18 protein-coding genes are annotated in these 16,889 nt (G+C 66.0%); 6 read left to right on the top strand and 12 right to left on the bottom strand.

The window, feature by feature from the left end; genetic code table 11:
- Positions 1-82: 82 nt before the first annotated feature.
- From GQO94_RS04560 to GQO94_RS04580, 5 genes are all read left to right on the top strand, one after another.
- Positions 83-1,174: a type III polyketide synthase gene (locus GQO94_RS04560; RefSeq protein ID WP_156839982.1), complete on the top strand. Its 1,092-nt coding sequence runs from the start codon at positions 83-85 to the stop codon at positions 1,172-1,174.
- Positions 1,175-1,178: 4 nt separating this feature from the next.
- Positions 1,179-1,889, top strand: a complete 711-nt coding sequence (locus tag GQO94_RS04565; RefSeq protein WP_156839983.1) for a methyltransferase domain-containing protein — start codon at positions 1,179-1,181, stop codon at positions 1,887-1,889.
- Complete coding sequence (locus GQO94_RS04570) at positions 1,886-2,968, top strand: NAD(P)/FAD-dependent oxidoreductase (RefSeq protein ID WP_232332773.1); 1,083 nt, start codon at positions 1,886-1,888, stop codon at positions 2,966-2,968. Before GQO94_RS04565 ends, GQO94_RS04570 begins: the two co-directional genes overlap by 4 nt.
- Before the next feature lie 115 nt (positions 2,969-3,083).
- Positions 3,084-4,022 carry a 1-phosphofructokinase family hexose kinase gene (locus GQO94_RS04575; RefSeq protein WP_156839985.1) on the top strand — a complete coding sequence of 313 codons (939 nt, stop codon included), beginning with the start codon at positions 3,084-3,086 and terminating at the stop codon, positions 4,020-4,022.
- A gap of 72 nt (positions 4,023-4,094) precedes the next feature.
- Positions 4,095-5,198, top strand: a complete 1,104-nt coding sequence (locus GQO94_RS04580) for an NAD(P)/FAD-dependent oxidoreductase (RefSeq protein ID WP_156839986.1) — start codon at positions 4,095-4,097, stop codon at positions 5,196-5,198.
- Between the two features lie 47 nt (positions 5,199-5,245).
- On the opposite strand, the gene GQO94_RS04585 is transcribed toward GQO94_RS04580, so the two are convergent.
- Both GQO94_RS04585 and GQO94_RS04590 read right to left on the bottom strand, forming a co-directional pair.
- A complete protein-coding gene (locus GQO94_RS04585; RefSeq protein ID WP_156839988.1) occupies positions 5,246-6,214 on the bottom strand; it encodes an aldo/keto reductase in 969 nt (322 codons plus the stop codon).
- A 185-nt stretch (positions 6,215-6,399) separates the two neighbouring features.
- A complete protein-coding gene (locus GQO94_RS04590) occupies positions 6,400-7,203 on the bottom strand; it encodes a fructosamine kinase family protein (protein ID WP_156839990.1) in 804 nt (267 codons plus the stop codon).
- Positions 7,204-7,252: 49 nt separating this feature from the next.
- Here GQO94_RS04590 and GQO94_RS04595 point away from each other — a divergent pair, with 49 nt between their 5' ends.
- Positions 7,253-8,593, top strand: a complete 1,341-nt coding sequence (locus tag GQO94_RS04595; RefSeq protein ID WP_232332774.1) for an MATE family efflux transporter — start codon at positions 7,253-7,255, stop codon at positions 8,591-8,593.
- Here GQO94_RS04595 and GQO94_RS04600 read toward each other — a convergent pair.
- Genes GQO94_RS04600 through GQO94_RS04645 form a run of 10 tightly spaced genes read right to left on the bottom strand, consistent with a single transcriptional unit; the run spans position 8,580 to position 16,739 of the window.
- Positions 8,580-9,185, bottom strand: coding sequence for a DUF938 domain-containing protein (locus GQO94_RS04600; RefSeq protein ID WP_156839994.1), 606 nt, complete (start codon positions 9,183-9,185; stop codon positions 8,580-8,582). The two genes, GQO94_RS04595 and GQO94_RS04600, sit on opposite strands and share 14 nt — an antisense overlap.
- A 40-nt stretch (positions 9,186-9,225) precedes the next feature.
- Complete coding sequence (locus tag GQO94_RS04605; RefSeq protein WP_232332775.1) at positions 9,226-9,582, bottom strand: hypothetical protein; 357 nt, start codon at positions 9,580-9,582, stop codon at positions 9,226-9,228.
- A complete protein-coding gene (locus GQO94_RS04610) occupies positions 9,560-10,000 on the bottom strand; it encodes a chemotaxis protein CheW (RefSeq protein WP_156839995.1) in 441 nt (146 codons plus the stop codon). The genes GQO94_RS04605 and GQO94_RS04610 overlap by 23 nt, the downstream gene beginning before the upstream one ends.
- Before the next feature lie 26 nt (positions 10,001-10,026).
- Positions 10,027-10,398, bottom strand: a complete 372-nt coding sequence (locus GQO94_RS04615) for a response regulator (protein ID WP_156839996.1) — start codon at positions 10,396-10,398, stop codon at positions 10,027-10,029.
- 17 nt (positions 10,399-10,415) lie between these two features.
- The gene (locus tag GQO94_RS04620) at positions 10,416-10,970 is read right to left on the bottom strand and encodes a chemotaxis protein CheD (protein ID WP_198045794.1); all 555 of its coding nucleotides are present in this window, start codon (positions 10,968-10,970) and stop codon (positions 10,416-10,418) included.
- Entirely contained in the window at positions 10,970-11,995 is a 1,026-nt protein-coding gene (locus GQO94_RS04625; RefSeq protein ID WP_156839997.1) for a protein-glutamate methylesterase/protein-glutamine glutaminase, read from the bottom strand. Before GQO94_RS04625 ends, GQO94_RS04620 begins: the two co-directional genes overlap by 1 nt.
- The gene (locus GQO94_RS04630) at positions 11,992-12,861 is read right to left on the bottom strand and encodes a CheR family methyltransferase (protein ID WP_156839998.1); all 870 of its coding nucleotides are present in this window, start codon (positions 12,859-12,861) and stop codon (positions 11,992-11,994) included. Before GQO94_RS04630 ends, GQO94_RS04625 begins: the two co-directional genes overlap by 4 nt.
- A complete protein-coding gene (locus tag GQO94_RS04635) occupies positions 12,858-15,062 on the bottom strand; it encodes a chemotaxis protein CheA (RefSeq protein ID WP_156839999.1) in 2,205 nt (734 codons plus the stop codon). Before GQO94_RS04635 ends, GQO94_RS04630 begins: the two co-directional genes overlap by 4 nt.
- Positions 15,059-15,319: a chemotaxis protein CheX gene (locus tag GQO94_RS04640; RefSeq protein WP_156840000.1), complete on the bottom strand. Its 261-nt coding sequence runs from the start codon at positions 15,317-15,319 to the stop codon at positions 15,059-15,061. Before GQO94_RS04640 ends, GQO94_RS04635 begins: the two co-directional genes overlap by 4 nt.
- A 22-nt stretch (positions 15,320-15,341) precedes the next feature.
- Positions 15,342-16,739, bottom strand: coding sequence for a methyl-accepting chemotaxis protein (locus GQO94_RS04645; RefSeq protein WP_156840001.1), 1,398 nt, complete (start codon positions 16,737-16,739; stop codon positions 15,342-15,344).
- Positions 16,740-16,889 lie beyond the last annotated feature (150 nt).

Raw genomic sequence — 16,889 nt, forward strand, 5'->3', positions numbered from 1 at the left:
GCCGTTTGCAAGGCACTGCTAAGCGGTGCATGATGTGCACTTGCGGGGCCAAGGAGCCAACCACCATGCATTCAGCCACCGCGTGACCACCGCCCACATTAACGCGATCGGCACTGCCGTTCCCCCCCACGATGTCCACCAGGCTTTCAACGGCCTCGTCGGTCACATGCTGACCGATCGCCGCAGCCGCGCCATCTACGATCGCATGGCCAGGCGATCGGGCATCGAAAGCCGCTATTCGTGCGTCGAGGCCGGGATTACCGCGGAAGGCGAAGTGATTGACCCCGAGCGGTTCTACCGCACCGACGACTTTCCGACGACCAAGCGGCGCATGGAGCGCTACGCCCAGGCCGCGCCGGATCTTGCGATGCAGGCCATCGAGCGGCTCGATCCCGACATCGCCTCGCGCGACATCACCCACGTCATCGTCGCCAGCTGCACCGGCTTCCTCGCGCCGGGGCTCGATCAGATCCTCATTCGGCGCGCGGGGATCGCCGCTTCCGCAGAACGCACGCTCGTGGGCTTCATGGGGTGTTATGCCGCGGTGAACGCGTTGCGGCTCGCCCGCCATACGGTCCGCTCCGAACCCGATGCCCGTGTCCTCGTGGTCAATGTCGAGCTGTGCACGCTGCATCTGCAGGAAACGCAGGAAGTCGATAAACTACTGGCGATGCTGCTCTTTTCCGATGGCGCGAGCGCAGCGCTGGTGACTGCGGAAGCCAAAGGCATCGCGCTGGGCGACTTCCGCGCCGCCGCGATCGACGGTTCGCAGGACCTCATCACCTGGCACATCGGCGACCATGGCTTCGTCATGCATCTCGACGGGCAAGTGCCGATCCGGATCGCGGACGCCCTGAAGCACGAACGTGTCCGCAACGACGATGCCGGTCTGCTGCGGGGCCACAAGACGTCGGACTTCGATCTGTGGGCGGTCCATGCCGGCGGCCGCTCGATCCTCGACGCGGTCGAAAAGGGGTTCGAGCTGCCGCCCGAAGCGTTGCACCCGTCGCGCAGCGTCCTGCGCCGCTTTGGCAACATGTCGTCCGCCACGCTGATGTTCGTGTTGGCTGACATGCTCGCCCAGCATGGGGGCAGCGGCACGACGCAGGACGGCATGGCCATGGCCTTCGGGCCCGGCCTTGCCGCCGAGACCTTCCGCTTCGCGATCGCCTGACCCAATGGTTTCGTTTGCCGCCCGCGCGACCGAGCCGGAACTGATGGATGGCAGCGACGTCACCCCCGAAGACTACGCCGCGTGCATGGCGGACCTTGCGCAGGTCAACACGCTGACACTTGCCCGGGGGCCGACGCTGCGCTTCGTCGAAGAGCGGTTGCGCGCCGCGCCGCCGGGCCCGCCGCCCCTCGTGCTCGATGTCGGTTATGGTGCGGGCGACATGCTGCGCGCATTGGAGCGACGTCTGGCCAAAACCGGACTTCGCGCCCGACTGGTCGGCATCGATCTTAACCCACGCAGTGAGCCGGTCGCAATCGGGATGAGCGATCCCGATACGGACATCGCCTACCTGACGGGCGACGCTTATGCCTGGCCCGATCATGATCCGCCAGCGCTGGTGATTTCCTCGCTGGTCACGCACCATATGGACGACGCCGAGATCGTGCGATTCCTGAGCTGGATGGAAGCACGCACCACGCTCGGCTGGTTCGTCAACGACTTGCATCGCCACGCGATCGCGTATCACGGTTTCCGCGCGTTGGCGGCGGCGATGCGCTGGCATCATTTCACGCGTCACGACGGTCCGCTTTCGGTGGCGAGCAGTTTCCGGCGGCCGGATTGGAGCGCCTATCTTCGACAAGCGGGCATCGGTCCGCAGCAGGCCCGCGTCCGCTGGCATTTCCCTTTTCGCTATTGCGTCGAGCGTCGCAAGTGAGCGGCGGAACCGTGATCGTCGGCGGCGGCCTCGCTGGCGCGGCAGCGGCGATCCGATTGGCGCGCGGCGGGGCGCCGGTAACTTTGCTGGAGCGTGAGGAGGGCCCGCATGACAAGATCTGCGGCGAATTCCTCAGCACCGAAGCCTGCGGCTACCTCGACGAGCTCGGCATCGATCTCGATCGGCTCGGCGCGGTAAAAATCGATCGCGTGCGACTGTGGCACCGTCACCACCATGCCGAAACGCGCCTGCCTTTCGTGGCGCGCGGACTGAGCCGGCGGATCCTCGATGCGCGCCTTCTCGAAGAGGCCGCCCGACACGGCGCGCGCGTACAAGAAGGCGTGCGTGTGCGCGGGGCGGACGCTGACGGGGTCGAGACATCGCAAGGGCAGATACCGGCCGATGCGGTCCTGCTCGCCACCGGCAAGCACGACTTGCGCGGCCATCCGCGCGCCCGGCCCGCGACGCGCGAGGGTTACGTCGGCTTCAAGATGCATTTCCGGCTTCCCGCCCGCCATGTCGCGCGCGCCGATGCGATCGACCTCGTGCTGTTCGACGGCGGCTATGCCGGGCTGCAACGCGTCGCCGCCGACATCGCCAACTTGTGCCTCGTGATCAGCAGTGATCGCCTGGCGGCGCACGGCGGCGAGTGGGATCGCCTGCTCGCCGCGACCCTGGAAGAGGAAGGCGTGGCCCGCTGGCTCGCCGATGCCGAACCGCTCTTCGCCAAGCCGCTGGCGATCGCCAATCTGCCTTACGGCTATGTCTGCCCGGCCGATGAGCCATCCGGATTGTGGCGGCTGGGGGACCAGGCGGCGATGACCGCCTCGCTCACCGGCGACGGCATGGCGATCGCGCTGCGCAGCGCGCGGATCGCCGCCGAAACCCGCCTCGCCGCAGGCTCCGCCTCGGACTATCATCGCGCAGTCCGGGAGGCGGCGGGAACGCAAGTCCGCCGGGCGATGCGGCTGCAGCGGGCCTGCGAGACACCGCCCCTGCGTGGCGCGGCGATGACCGTTTTGCGCGCCTTCCCCTCGCTGCTGGGCCTGTTCGCAAAGACGACGCGCCTGCCCGCCTGACGCAAGGCGAAAGCCATTCGGGCGCGGTCACCGGTCTTGACGCGCTGCGGCATAGCTGGCCCTATCGCGGTTCCCGCAAATTGCCGACGAACGCAAAAGAGGTGCCCGCGCCGCCATGAAAAGCATCGCCACGCTGACGATGAACCCGACGATCGATGTTGCTTACGAAGTCGGAACAGTGCGCCACACGCACAAGATGCGCACTCAGGAGGAGACGTATGCGCCCGGCGGCGGCGGCATCAACGTCGCTCGGGTGTTCGTGCGCCTCGGCGGCAATGCGCGATGCTTCTACCTTTCGGGCGGCGCGACCGGTCCCGCGCTCGACGGCCTGATCGACCTGCACCAGCTGGTGCGCACGCGCATTGCCATCGCGCAGCCGACCCGCATCGCCTCGGCGGTGCTCGAACACGATAGCGGAAAGGAGTACCGCTTCACGCCCGAAGGGCCGCTGGTGGCGCAAGCGGAATGGCAGAGCTGCCTCGATGCGCTGGAACAGGCCGAATGCGGCGTGATGGTGCTGTCCGGTTCGCTGCCGCGCGGCGTACCGGCCGACTTCTATGCGCGCGCCACGCAGCGGTTGCGCAAGCGCGGGATCGACGTGGTGCTCGATTCCTCAGGCGACGCACTGGGCGCGGGGATCGAGGCGGGCGGGTTGCGACTGGTTAAGCCCAGCGTCGGCGAGCTCGAGCAGTGTCTTGGCCGGCGGCTCGATACCGTCGTGGAGATCGCCACTGCGGCGATGGAGATCGTCCGGACCGGGAAAGCCGAACTGGTCGCGGTCACGATGGGTCACGAGGGCGCCGTGCTCGCGCGCAAGGAGGGGCCCAGCTACTGCGAGGCGCCCCAGATCGAGGCGCAGAGCGCGGTGGGCGCGGGCGACAGCTTCGTCGCGGCCATGGTTCATGCACTCTTGACGGGTCGCGACGAGATCGAGGCGTTCCGCTTCGGCATGGCCGCCGGCTCGGCGGCGGTGTTGTCGGCGGGGACAGGGCTCGCGCATGTCGCCGATATCGAACGTCTCTACGCGCAGATGCCGGAGCCGAGGCCGATCTGACGCGGCGAAGGATGGTGTCGTAGCCCCTAGCGCCCCTTGCGCAGCGCCCGCGCGCCGGGCATCGCGTGGCAGATGGACAAGGTCGATGCGATCATCGCCGGCGCAGGCGTCGTCGGCCTCGCGATTGCCCGCGCACTGGCATCGCGCGGGCTCGAAGTGCTGATCCTCGAACGCGAGAGCGCGTTCGGCACGATCACGTCTTCGCGCAATTCCGAAGTGATCCACGCCGGGTTCTACTATGCGCCGGGGTCTCTCAAGGAACGGCTGTGCATCGCCGGGCGCCAGCGGCTCTATACCTATTGCAAGACCCACGGCATCGCTCACCGCCGCTGCGGCAAGCTGGTCGCCGCCTTCGCGCCGGACGAAGAGCCGGCCCTCGCCGCCTTGTTCGAAAAGGGCACTGCGCTGGGCGTGCCGATGCGCTGGCTCAACGCGCGGCAAGCGGCTGCGCATGAGCCCGCGATGCAGTGCCACGCGGCGATCCATTCGCCCGAAACCGGCATCTTCGACAGCCACGGCTTCATGCTGTCGCTGCTGGGCGAGGCCGAGGATCACGGCGCCGTGCTGGCGACTTCGACGCCCGTCGAACAGGTTCGGCAGGCGGGTGCGCAATGGGTGGTCTCGGCGGGCGGGACCGAGGTCGCGTGCGACCGCTTCGTCAACGCCTGCGGGCTCGGCGCGCAAGATTGCGCCGCGCGGATCGAGCCGCTCGACCCGGCGCTGATCCCGCGGCTGCGTTACGCCAAGGGCAGCTACTTCGCCTATCAGGGCAAGGTCCCGTTCCAGGGCCTGGTCTATCCGCTACCGGTCCCCGGGAGCCTCGGCACGCATCTCGCGCTCGATCTGGCCGGGCAAGGTCGCTTCGGCCCGGACATCGAATGGGTCGATACGATCGACTACGATGTCGATCCCGCGCGGTATCCGCGTTTCCTCGAGGCGGCACGGCGCATCTGGCCGGAGATCGATCCCGATCGTCTGGTCCCCGCCTATGCCGGAGTGCGGCCCAAGATCCACGATCCGGACGAACCCAAGGCCGATTTCCTGCTGCAGGACGAGACCATGCACGGCTTGCCCGAGTTGATGAACCTGTTCGGGATCGAATCGCCGGGGCTGACGTCCTCGCTGGCGATTGCCGAAGAAGTCTGCACGCGGCTGGGGGTTGAGATCCCGGCCTGAACGCCGCGCATCAGCCTGGAAGTCGTGTTCGCGAGGCTTGGTCCGGGTCACGCATACCGACCGCCGACGACTTCTCGGGAGGGAAAGGCGGCTTCGATCGCAGCAAGATCGTCCTTGCTCAGTTCGATGCGCGCGGCCGCCGCGTTTTCCTCCACGCGATCGATCCGGCGTGTGCCGGGAATCGGGACGATGTCGTCACCTTGCGCCATGACCCAGGCGAGCGCGAGTTGGCCGCTGGTCACGCCCTTCTCGTTGGCGAGCGCGGCGAGCGCCTGGACCAAGCGGAAGTTAGCCTCGCCCGCCTCGCCCTGGAAACGCGGCATGTTCGCGCGCCAATCCTCATCGCCGATCGAATCGGGTTTGATTTCGCCGGTGAGGAAGCCGCGCCCCAGCGGGCTGAACGGCACCAGGCCGATCCCGAGCTCGCGCAGGGTCGGCAGCAGCTCCTGCTCGACGTCGCGCGTCCACAGCGAATATTCGTTCTGCAAGGCGGTGACCGGAGTGATCGCATGCGCGCGGCGGATCAGGTCGACCGGGGCTTCGGACATGCCGAAGTGCTTCACCTTGCCTTCGCGAATGAGGTCGCCGACGGTGCCCGCGACATCCTCGATCGGCACGGCGGGATCGACGCGGTGCTGATAGAGCAAGTCGATCGTGTCTGTCTGCAAGCGCTTGAGTTGCGCTTCGCAGACCTCGCGGATGTGCGCGGGCCGGCTGTCGAAAGCCTGCCTGGGAATACCCGGCGAAGGCTCATCATCCAGCTCGAAGCCGAACTTTGTCGCAATCACCACTTGCTTGCGGATGGGCGCGAGCGCCTCCCCGACCAATTCCTCGCTGATGAACGGTCCGTAGATCTCGGCAGTATCGAAGAACGTAATCCCGGCATCGAAGGCAGCGCGCAGCAAGGCATTCGCATCGTCCTGCGAGAGTTGCGGGCCGTAGGCGCCGCCGATGCTCATGCAGCCCAGCCCAAGCTTCGATACCTTGAGACCGTTGCCGAGAATCCGTTCGTCCATGTCCGTTCCTTGCCTGGCTTTACCGATAAGAATTGTCGCCCGGCGCAATTCCGCCCGGATCGGGAGTAGAACAAGCCCTCACCCAGCCAAATGTTTCGATCCGCCCTGATGGGGCGCGCAGGCGAGACTGCCTGAGGGGATGCCAGCGGACGAACGACGTCTCATCGCGCCGCCCCGAATTGCGCCTAAAAGCCGAGCTTGTGCAGCTCGCTTTCGATGCCCGCGCGATAACCGGCGCCGAACAGGCGATAGTGAACGAGCAGCGGGAACAGGCGATAGACCGGCAGCCGCCCTTCCCAGCCGGGCTCCAGATCGAGCGCATGGAAAAAGCGCTCGGGCGGGCGATCGAACAGCGTCAGCATCGCCACGTCCACCTCGCGATGACCGTGATAGCAGGCCGGGTCGATCAGCGCGGTGACGCTACCCCCTTCGCTCAACACGTTGCCGCCCCACAAGTCACCGTGAAGCAGACCGGCCGTGGGTTTCGCGGGGAGAAAGTCGTGCACCCGGGCGGCGACCGCCTCGATCCGGCTCGCCAGGTCCGCAGGCAAGTGCGGCACATGACATAGCAGGCGATTGTCGCGCCAGAACGCAGGCCAGTCGGCCATGCGCCGGTTCGGCAGTGCGACCGATCCGAAAGCGTAGTCTTCGTCCCAACCGTAAGTCGTGCCGGTCAGCGACCAAAGTCGCGTCAAGGCGACCGCGAGATCGCTCCAGGCGGTGCCGATGCCGCTGCGTCCCGCGCAATGTGTCATCACCATGAGATCGTCGCTACAGGCCAGGACCTCTGGGACCGGGACGCCGGTTTCGGCGATACGCTCCAGCATCCGCGCCTCGACGCAGACGAAGCGACCCAGTTTCACCACCCGGCGTGCACCCTGAACGAGGGAGACCTCGAAGACTTCCGAGATGTCTCCGCCCCCAAGGCCCGAGACCGAGCCGACTTCCTCTTCGAGCAAGTCCGCGACTCGCTGCGCTAATTTCTTCATTGCGGCTTCTCGATTGACTGCCAGCCGATCGGCTGCAACCGCGAAAAGCGTGACCGAACTTGCACGCGACGCAAGGCGGGAACGCCCGAGCCGGCTGGTCTGGTCGATCGCGTTGCCCGCCATCCTGACGAACGTCGCGACCGCGCTGTTCGGCCTCGCCGATATGTGGGCGATCGGGCGGCTCGGCGATCCTGCCGCACAAGGCGCGGTCGAACTGGGCGCGAAGTTCATGCTCGGCCTGCTCAACGTGTTCAACTTCCTGCGCACCGGCACCGTCGCGCTTACCGCCCAGGCCGCCGGACGTGGCGACACCAGCGGCGGCGAGACGCTGGCGCGCGCGTTTGGTGCAGGCGGCGCGATCGCGGCGATCCTGCTGCTGGCGATGCCGTTCGCGATCCCATTGGGGCTCGGACTGCTGGATGCCGGGACCGCGGTCCGCGCCGGTGCTGCCGCTTATGTCGAAATCCGGTACTGGGGCGCGCCGTTGTGGCTGGCCAATTGCGTGCTGGTCGGCTGGTTCATCGGACGGCGGCGGGTTAGAACCGTGCTCGTAGTCGAAGTCGCCGCCAATGCTGTCCACATCGCCCTCGATCTGCTGCTGGTGCTGCAGTTCGGCTGGGGCATCGAAGGCGTCGCGGCGGCGACCGTGCTGTCGGAAGGGCTCAAGCTCGCGCTGCTTGCCGGTCTCGCTGTCCGGCTGGGCGCCGCCCGCGAGGCCGGATCGGCCTTCCTGCGCCGCGCGACCTGGCAAGCCGCGCCGATGAAGGCCTTGTTCGCCATGAACCGCGACTTGTTCGCGCGCACCCTGCTGCTGACCGGCGCGATCCTGATCTTTGCGCGCAGCGGGGCGCAACAAGGCCCGGTCGTGCTCGCTGCCAATGGCATTCTGTTTCAGGTCTTCATGCTCTCCACCCTGATCCTCGACGGCTTCGAGAATGCCAGTCAGGTCTTGTGCGGCGAGGCCGCCGGTGCGCGGGACCGGGCGCGCTTCCGCCGGCTGGTGCGCGCCAACTTGCTATGGGGCGGCGTGCTGGGCCTCGCCATCGCCGCAGTTTACTGGCTGGCGGGTGCGCAATTCGCAGCGAGCTTCAGCACCGACGGCGCGGTTCGCGCCGCTGCCGCGCGCTACATGCCCTGGGTCGCGCTGCTGCCGGTCGCGGGCTTCGCCTCGTTCGTGCTCGATGGGGTCTTCGTCGGCGCCGGTTGGACGCGGGCGATGCTCGGGACGATGCTCGCGGCGATCGCGATCTACCTCGCGCTGCTCTGGATCGACACCGGGCTCGGCAACGATGGTCTGTGGCTGGCTTTCACGCTGTTCTTCGTGGCCCGTGCAGTGGGGCAAGCGCTGGTCATGCCGCGCCTCGTGCGGCGGGACTTCAGCGGCGCGTAAACAGCACCATGCAGTTGTTGGCGGGCATCTCGATCAGCCGTTCGAAGCCGATGTCGTGTGCTTCGGCCTCGGCGACGACGGCATCGACCTCCCGCAGGCCCCAGCGCGGATCGCGTGACTTCAAACTCTCGTCGAAAGCAAGGTTGCTCGGTTCCAGCGGACGATCGCCGCGCCGGAACGGTCCGTAGAGGACCAGCGGCGCTCCCGGACCGAGGATGCGGCCGGCGCCGCGCATCAGCCCGGTCGTCGCGTCCCAGGGACTGATATGGACCATGTTGATGCACACGATTGCGTCGGCGTGCTGCAGCGGCCAGGTCGCGCTCGCGGCATCGAGCGGGAGCGGGGCGGCAAGGTTCGGCAAGGCCGCCTCGTCGCGCCAGGCCGCGATCGAGAGCAGCGCGTCAGCCGACGGATCGCTCGGCTGCCAGGTGAGCGCGGGGAACCGGCGCGCAAAATGGACGGCGTGTTCGCCCGTACCGCTGGCGATCTCGAGCACCGTCCCCGAAGTGGGCAGCACTGCGGCCAGCACGTCCGCGATCGGATCGCGATTGCGTTCGGTGGCGGGGGCGTGGCGGCGATGGTCTGCGGTCATGCCGCCGCCCTAGCGCGCCGGCATCGCTCGCGCCAAGCGTTCAGTCGCCCCAGAAACTCACGTAGCCGGCATCCTTCGGATCGGCATCCTCGATCGCGTAGACTTCCGTCTCCTCATCGAGGAAGCCGCAGAAGCGATTGCGCAGCGAATCGATCGTGATCTTGCTCATTTCCTGCTCGCACAACCCGGCCGAAAGGATCGCGGCAAGCGCCCGCTGCTTCTGGGCGATCATGTCGATCGCCTGAAGCTCGCGCATGTGCCTTGCGGCGAACCCCTCGTCGCGGCACAGGACCTCTCCCAAGGCCTCGACCTCGGCTCCGATTTCCGAGAGAATACCCGCTACGGCGTCGTATTTGGCCTGCGTCCCCATTCCTTCAGGCAGCCATGCTGCGTTCACCGGAAGAGCCAAGGGCGGGAAGGTCGAGGATCATCACCATCTGATCCTCGATCGCAGCGAGCCCTTCGAGGAAGGGCACGACTTCGTTCTGCCCAGCGGTCGGCGGAGCCTGCATCGCGTCGTGCGGCATCGTCACGATGTCGCTGACCGAATCGACGATCAGGCCGTGGGCCTGGCCATCGATCTGGCACACGATGATCGCGTGACGCGGCGTCGCCTCGGTGGCACCCCAGCCGAGCCGCGCCGCCAGGTCGATCACCGGCAGCACCGTGCCGCGCAGGTTCACCACGCCGGCGACGTAGTGCGGCACGCGCGGCATCGGCGTGACCGGAGTCCAGGCGCGGATTTCCCGGATCGCCATGATGTCGAGCGCGAAGATCTGGCCCGATACCTCGAAGGTGATGAGTTCGCGATGCATGTCCACGTCCTTTCGCAGGCAAAAAGTCAATGCGCGACGCGGCGCACGGCCGCGACAAGCTTTTCGGTATCGAACGGCTTTACGATCCAGCCGGTCGCACCAGCGCGGCGGGCACGGTTCTTCTTCTCGTCGGAGCTTTCCGTGGTGAGCACCAGGATCGGACGGTCGCGGTGGCGCGTGCCGCCCCGGACCTGCTCGATCAGGCCGAAGCCGTCGAGGCGAGGCATATTGATGTCGGTAATGACGACATCGACCTCGTTGACGGCAAGCCATTCTAGTGCGGCGACACCGTCGTCCGCCTGCGCCACCTCGAACCCGTTCGAAGTCAGCGCATGATTGAGCAATGCGCGCATGCTTGCGCTGTCATCGACCGTCAGGATTCGCGTTGAAATGGTCATCGATGCCTCGTCTCTTCTCAGAAAAGTTCCACTTCGCCGCGGCTAGGCACGGCGCGTGGGATGGGTTTGGTATCCGGAGCCTCGGTGCTGGACACGGTGCGGCAGCGCACCAGTCCGGACGCGGGCCGGAAATCGACGCGGCGGGCGCTGACGCCGCCCATATCCTCGCGAACGAGTTGAATGCGCTCACGCTCAAGGAAGACCCGAGCGAAGTTGGCGTTGGCCGTTCCGATTTGCGCCATCCCGGCGCGAATGTTGGCACCGCCGTAAAGATGGGCGCGCAGCCGGCTCTTTCTGGCCCCGTTGGCAAGCATCTCGTTGATCAGCATTTCCATGAGGTAGACGCCGTAGTGGACGTCCACTTCCTCGCTCGCATGGCTCGCAGGTGGCTCGGACAGCAGGAAATGGTTCATCCCGCCGACTTCGGCCTCCGGGTCGAAGAGACACGTCGCGACGCACGAACCGAGCACGGTGCTGAGTTCGACCCGGGGCCCCGCGCTGACGCGGAACTGGCCCTGCAGCACCGTCAGTCGGGTGATGTTTGGCAGTATGGGCGGTTTTTCTAGCATCATCAGGCTGCCTTCGTCAGGGCGTGGCGGGCAATACGGTTGATCGGGGCGACGACTTGTGCGGCGCCGAGCGAAATCGCGGCGCGCGGCATACCGAACACCGTCGAAGTGCTTTCATCCTGGGCAATGGTGTGCGCCCCCGCTCGCGCCATCGCGAGCAGTCCGTTGGCTCCGTCCGAGCCCATGCCGGTGAGCAGAATGCCGACCGCTTTCGCGCCGACGGTCTCCGCGACGGACTGGAACAGCACGTCCACGCTCGGGATATGGCCCGCCACGGGGTCTCCCGCGCGAAGCTTGATGTACTGTGCATGCGATCCGCCGACCCGCATGTGGTGATTGCCGCCGGGCGCGAGATAGACGTTGCCCGGACGCACCGGCAGGTCGGGCTCGGCGAGCTGGACGTTGGCCGGGCACGTGAGGTCGAGCGTCTTGGCGATGGCAGAGGCGAACCGCGGATTGACGTGCTGGACGATCATCGTCGGCGGGCAATTGACCGGGAATTCCCTCAGCAGGATCTGCAGCGCTTCGACGCCGCCGGTGGAGGAGCCGATCGCGATCATCCGGGTCTCGGCATTGATCTTGCGGCGACTCTGCTCGACCAGACCGGGAGTGGTCGAACACTTGGTGTTGTACTCGACCTGCGCTGCCTGTCGCACGAGCGCGGCAAGCCGACCGTCGTCGTATACGTTCAGCTTGCCCGAGGGGTCGTGCTTCAAATAGCAATCGACCGCACCCAGCGCGAGCGCGCGGGCGGTCATCTCGTTGCCTTCCTGCGTATGGCCCGAAACGATGATCACCGGCGTCGGCCGCAGGGTCATGATCTTCTCGAGGAAGTCGAGACCGTTCATTCCGGGCATCTCGATATCGAGCGTGACCACATCGGGATCGAAGCGCTTGATGAGCTCACGCGCTTCCAGCGCATCGGATGCCGTACCGACCACCTTGATGTCCGGCTCTTCGCACAACCGGGTCATCAGGATGGCCCTCATGGTCGGCGAATCGTCGACGATCAGAACGCGGATGCTCATGGCAATCTCCGGCGATAAACGGTGGGGCCGACGAGTTGAACGCGATCGGCAGCCGGGCCGGTGACGCGTTCGGAATGACCGATGTAGAGAAGCCCGTCGGGCTTCAGCGCGTCGAGGAAGCGCGAAATCAGGCGCTCCTTGGTGGGCTGATCGAAATAGATCATGACGTTGCGGCAGAAGATCACGTCGAACTTGCCCGCCATCGGCCAGTCGCCCAACAAGTTGAGCGAACGGAACCGCACCAGTGACCGCGCCACGGGGCTGATGGTGACTTCGTCCCCGGCTTTGCTGGTCCAGGCCTCGCGCAGCTCGTTGGGAACGGGTTTCAGGTCCTTGGCCTCGTAGACCGCCGCTTCCGCTTTTGCGAGGGCGTGCGGCGCGATGTCGCTGGCGAGCACTTTGAGATCACCGCGCGCGATCGACTGACCGGCGATGCGGTCGGTCCCGAGCATGGTCATGATCAGCGAATAGACTTCTTCGCCGCTCGAACAGCCGGCCGACCACATGCGCACCGGAACGCGCCGGTTCAGGTTCGCGATGAGATTGGGGCGCGTGTGCTCCTCGAAGTGCTCGAAGTGATGCGCCTCGCGATAGAAGAACGTGTGGTTGGTTGTGAGCGAGGCGAGCGCGCGATTGAGCTCGACCTCGTCGTCCCGCAGCAGTTCGACGTAGTTCGCGAAAGTCACCGCACCGGTCTCGCGAACGCGGGGCGCGAGGCGCGAGTAGACCAGCAGCGCCTTGCCTTCCGCCAGGACGATGCCGACGCGCGAATAGACGATTTCGGAGACGGCGGCGAAGTCCCTCGGACTGTATATCTCCGGACTTATGCCGGGGACCGCGTCCTTCTGCACGAGTGCGTGTTTCATGCGGCCTGCCTTTCCTGCGTGGGAAGGGCACAGGCGACGAGGCCGTCGACATCGACGATCAGCGCGACACGGCCGTCACCCAGGATCGTGGCACCGGCCACGCCCTCGACCGTCCGGTAATTGGTCGCGAGGCTCTTGATGACGAACTGGCGCTGGTCCTGGATATCGTCGACGAGCAGCGCGGCCTGACCCGCCGATTCCGTATCGACGACGATCAGGACGCCCTCCTCGGGCGACGTCGCTCCGCTGTTCGCTCCCAGCGCCTCGCGCAGCGACAGCACCGGAATGTACCGGCCGCGCACATTGAGCATGTGCCGGCTGGATCCTAGGGCTTTCACGTCGCCTTCGGCAGGACGCAGGCTCTCGAGAACGTGCGCGAGCGGCACCACGAGGGTCTGATCGCCGACGTTGACGATCATGCCGTCGGAAATCGCCAGAGTCAGCGGCAAGGTCAGCACGAAGGTGGTGCCCTCGCCCGGCTTGCTCTCGATCATGATGCGTCCGCCCAGATCCTTCACGTTCTGGCGCACGACATCCATACCGACGCCGCGGCCCGATACGCTCGAAATGGTCTGCGCGGTCGAGAAACCGGGCGCGAAAATCAGATGGTCGATCTCTTCGGCGCTCAGCTGCGCTTCGGGAGCGACGATACCCTTCTCGATCGCCTTGGCCAGCACGCGTTCGCGATTGATGCCCGCGCCATCGTCGGCAATCGAGATGAGAATGCGACCCGAGCGATGCTCGGCAGAAAGCGTCAGCGTGCCCTCGGGATTCTTACCCGCGGCGATCCGGTCCTCGGCGCTTTCGATGCCGTGATCCACGGCATTGCGGATGAGGTGCGTCAAGGGTTCGCCCAGACGCTCGATCACGGTCTTGTCGAGTTCGGTCGATTCGCCGATGACGTCCAGCTTCACGTGCTTGCCGGTGGTCGAGGCGAGATCGCGTAAGATACGCGGGACCCGGCTGAACACGCTGCTGATCGGCTGCGCCCGGATCGACATCGCACTTTCCTGGATGTCGCGAGTCAGGTTCTCGAGCAGCGCCAATTCCTCGGTGGCGGTGATACCGGCCCCGTCGAGGCGCTGCACCAGCATGGCTTGCGCGATCACCAGTTCGCCGACCAGGTCGATCAGTCGATCGAGCTTCAACAACTCGATGCGGATCGACTGCCCGGCAGCGGATGCAGCCGAACCGGAATTCGGGGCTGCGGCCGGTGCCGGCGTCGCGGGAGCCGGTGCGGCCGCTTCGGACGGCGGCGTCGCGGGTGCGGCGGCTGGCGTCGCTGTCGGCTTGGCCGGCTCGACGGCCTCCGTCGGCGCCGCGGGCGCGGGAGGCGCAGGAGGCGTCGGTGCCTGGGCTTGTTCGATCTCGGCAGCAGGCATGCCTTCTTCGCCGATCGCGATCGTGCAGTCCGAACCGATGAAATCGAAGATCTCGCGAACCGCGTCGACCTCGGCCTCGGCGGGCATGCTGAAAGTCCACCCCAGATAGCCCTGGCTGGGATCGAACTGGTCGAGCGAAGGCACGCTGCCGACGTCGCAGTGCGTGCAGTGCCCGCCCAGTTCGACCAGCTCACGCAGCATGAGCAATGGCTCGCTGCCATTGCGCATCGCCCCGGCGTGGGGTCGAACATGGACGTCCCAGCCTTGGGGCTCTGCCGCCTTCGGCTGGTCGAAGTCGCTGGTCAGATCGTCGAGCAGAGAATCGAGATCGAAGTCCAACCCGTCGTCGCCACTATCCTGTGCAGCCAGGGGCGTATCGTCGACCTTGGCTACAGGAGCGGCTGCGGGTGCTTCTTCCGCCTCTGGTGCCGCAGCCGAAGCCGCGCCTGCCTGCGCGGCTTGCATCTCGACGATCAACGCCGCGTCATCGGGAGCGCTGCCGCCTTCGCGGGCCGTCATCACATGATCGCTCAGCGTGTCGAGCGCGCGCAGCAACAGCCCGATGAGGTCGTCGGTCAGATCGACGGTGCCTTCACGCACGTCCGAAAGCAGAGTCTCGAACGTGTGGGTATAGGCCTGGAGTTCGATGAAGCCGAACGCGCCCGCGCCGCCCTTGATCGAGTGGACCGCGCGGAACACGCCGTTGATCGTATCGCCGTCCTGCGTGCCCGACTGACAGGCGGCCAGACCGGCCTCGGCCGCGGCGAGCGATTCTTCGCATTCGACGAAGAAAATCTGCTGGATTTCCTCGGGTGTCATGCTGCGTCCTCATCGAAAAGCTCGCCGGAAAGACCGGTCAGTTTGGCGGCGCTCAAGAGCGCCTCGGACGGCGTGATCTTCGCACCATCACCGCTGCGCCGTGCGCTGACGAGCAATTGCAGCATGCCCTGCCCGACCATCGTGACGGCTTCACCGTCGATCTCGGTCGCCCCCGAACCCATCGCGGCGACGAATTCGGGAAAGAGCGCTTCGGCCGCTGCCCGGTCGCAACGTGCAGGGAGTTTGATGCTGTTCATGCTAGCCTCCAGGCCTGGCGAGTCAGAACTCGCTCCAATCCTCGCCGCCGTCGCTCGACTTGAGCGCGAGGTTGCCGGACGTCATCGGCGCGGCGCTGGCGATCATGGCCTTCTTCGGCGCCGGTCGGCTCGGAAGCTTGCGCACCACGTTGCTGCTGCTGCCCGTCTGGAAGCGCGCCACCAGGGACGTGAGATCCTCGGCCTCGGTGGCGAGGCTGCGGGCCGCCGCAGTCGATTCCTCGACCATTGCGGCGTTCTGCTGGGTCATCCGATCCATTTCGCCGACGGCGGAGTTGACCTGGACCAGGCTGTTCGCCTGGCTGGTAGCGGATTCGCTGATCTGCGTGATCAGTTCGCTGATGTCGCCGACGCGCTCAACGATGTTGCCCAGCAGAGTGCCGGTTTCGGCGACCAGTTCGACGCCGCCCGCGACCTGTGCGGTCGAAGCCGTAATCAGTTCCTTGATGTCCTTGGCTGCTTCGGCCGAACGCTGCGCCAGTGCGCGCACTTCGTTCGCAACCACGGCAAAGCCCTTGCCCGCATCACCGGCACGCGCCGCTTCGACGCCCGCATTGAGCGCGAGCAGGTTGGTCTGAAAGGCAATGCCATCGATTACGTTGATGATCTGCGTGATTTCCTGCGCGGACTTCTCGATCGCGGCCATGGCTTCGGTGGCGCGATGGACGACGGCGCCGCCTTCTTCCGCCTCGCGATGCGCGTCCTTGATGTTGCGCTGAACTTCCGACGCACCGTCGGCGGTCGTTTTCACGCTGTCGGTCACCTGGTTCATCGCAGCCGAGGTTTCCTCGAGCGAAGCCGCCTGCTGCTCGTTGCGCATGGCAAGGTCGTCAGACGCGGCGCGGATTTCGCTGGCGCCGGTCGAAACGCTCGCGGCCGAACCGGCGACGCGCTGCATCAGGTCGCCCAGAGTGTCCATAGTCTGGTTGAAGCTCTTGCGCAGTTCCTCGTATTCCTCCGAGAACGGCGTATCGATGCGATGCGCGAGGTTGCCTTCGGCCAACTCTTGCAGGCCGCTGCTGATGCCCTTCACGACCACGTCCTGTGCTTCGCGCGACAGTTCGATCTGGTCCGCGTTGTCGCGGAAGGTGGCCATGGCGGTGGTCATGCGGCCAACGCAATCACGGTAGTCGGTATAAGCGATGGGCGTGCGGGTATCTCCGGCGGCGAGCGCTTCCATGCGCAGCACCGTGTTGACGTAAGGCCTGCAGATGCGCTGCGAGGCGAGCGCGACCGTCAGCAGAGTGAGCAGATATGCTGCGGATACTGCCGCCATCTGGGCAAGATTGCCCCCGGCCAGCCAAGTCGTGACGACTCCCACAGCCGCGAGCACAGCGTGAATGACGAACAGAGCCTTGAACTTGACGCGTATTGGCGCCGTCTTTTCAAACCAATCGAGCATAATTCCTCCAGGCGGTAGCACCACGCCGGCATGCAGCCTGCGTATCGACACCCCCCAATTAACCATCAGCTGACAAGGGCCGATTACAAACCAACTTGGGGAAAGTGCGTAGTCAAAACGAAACGCCTGATATGGTTGATTGGTCTATAA

Origin of the sequence: Novosphingobium aquimarinum, assembly GCF_009746585.1 — a bacterium.
In the GTDB taxonomy this organism is placed as follows: Bacteria; Pseudomonadota; Alphaproteobacteria; order Sphingomonadales; family Sphingomonadaceae; genus Novosphingobium; species Novosphingobium aquimarinum.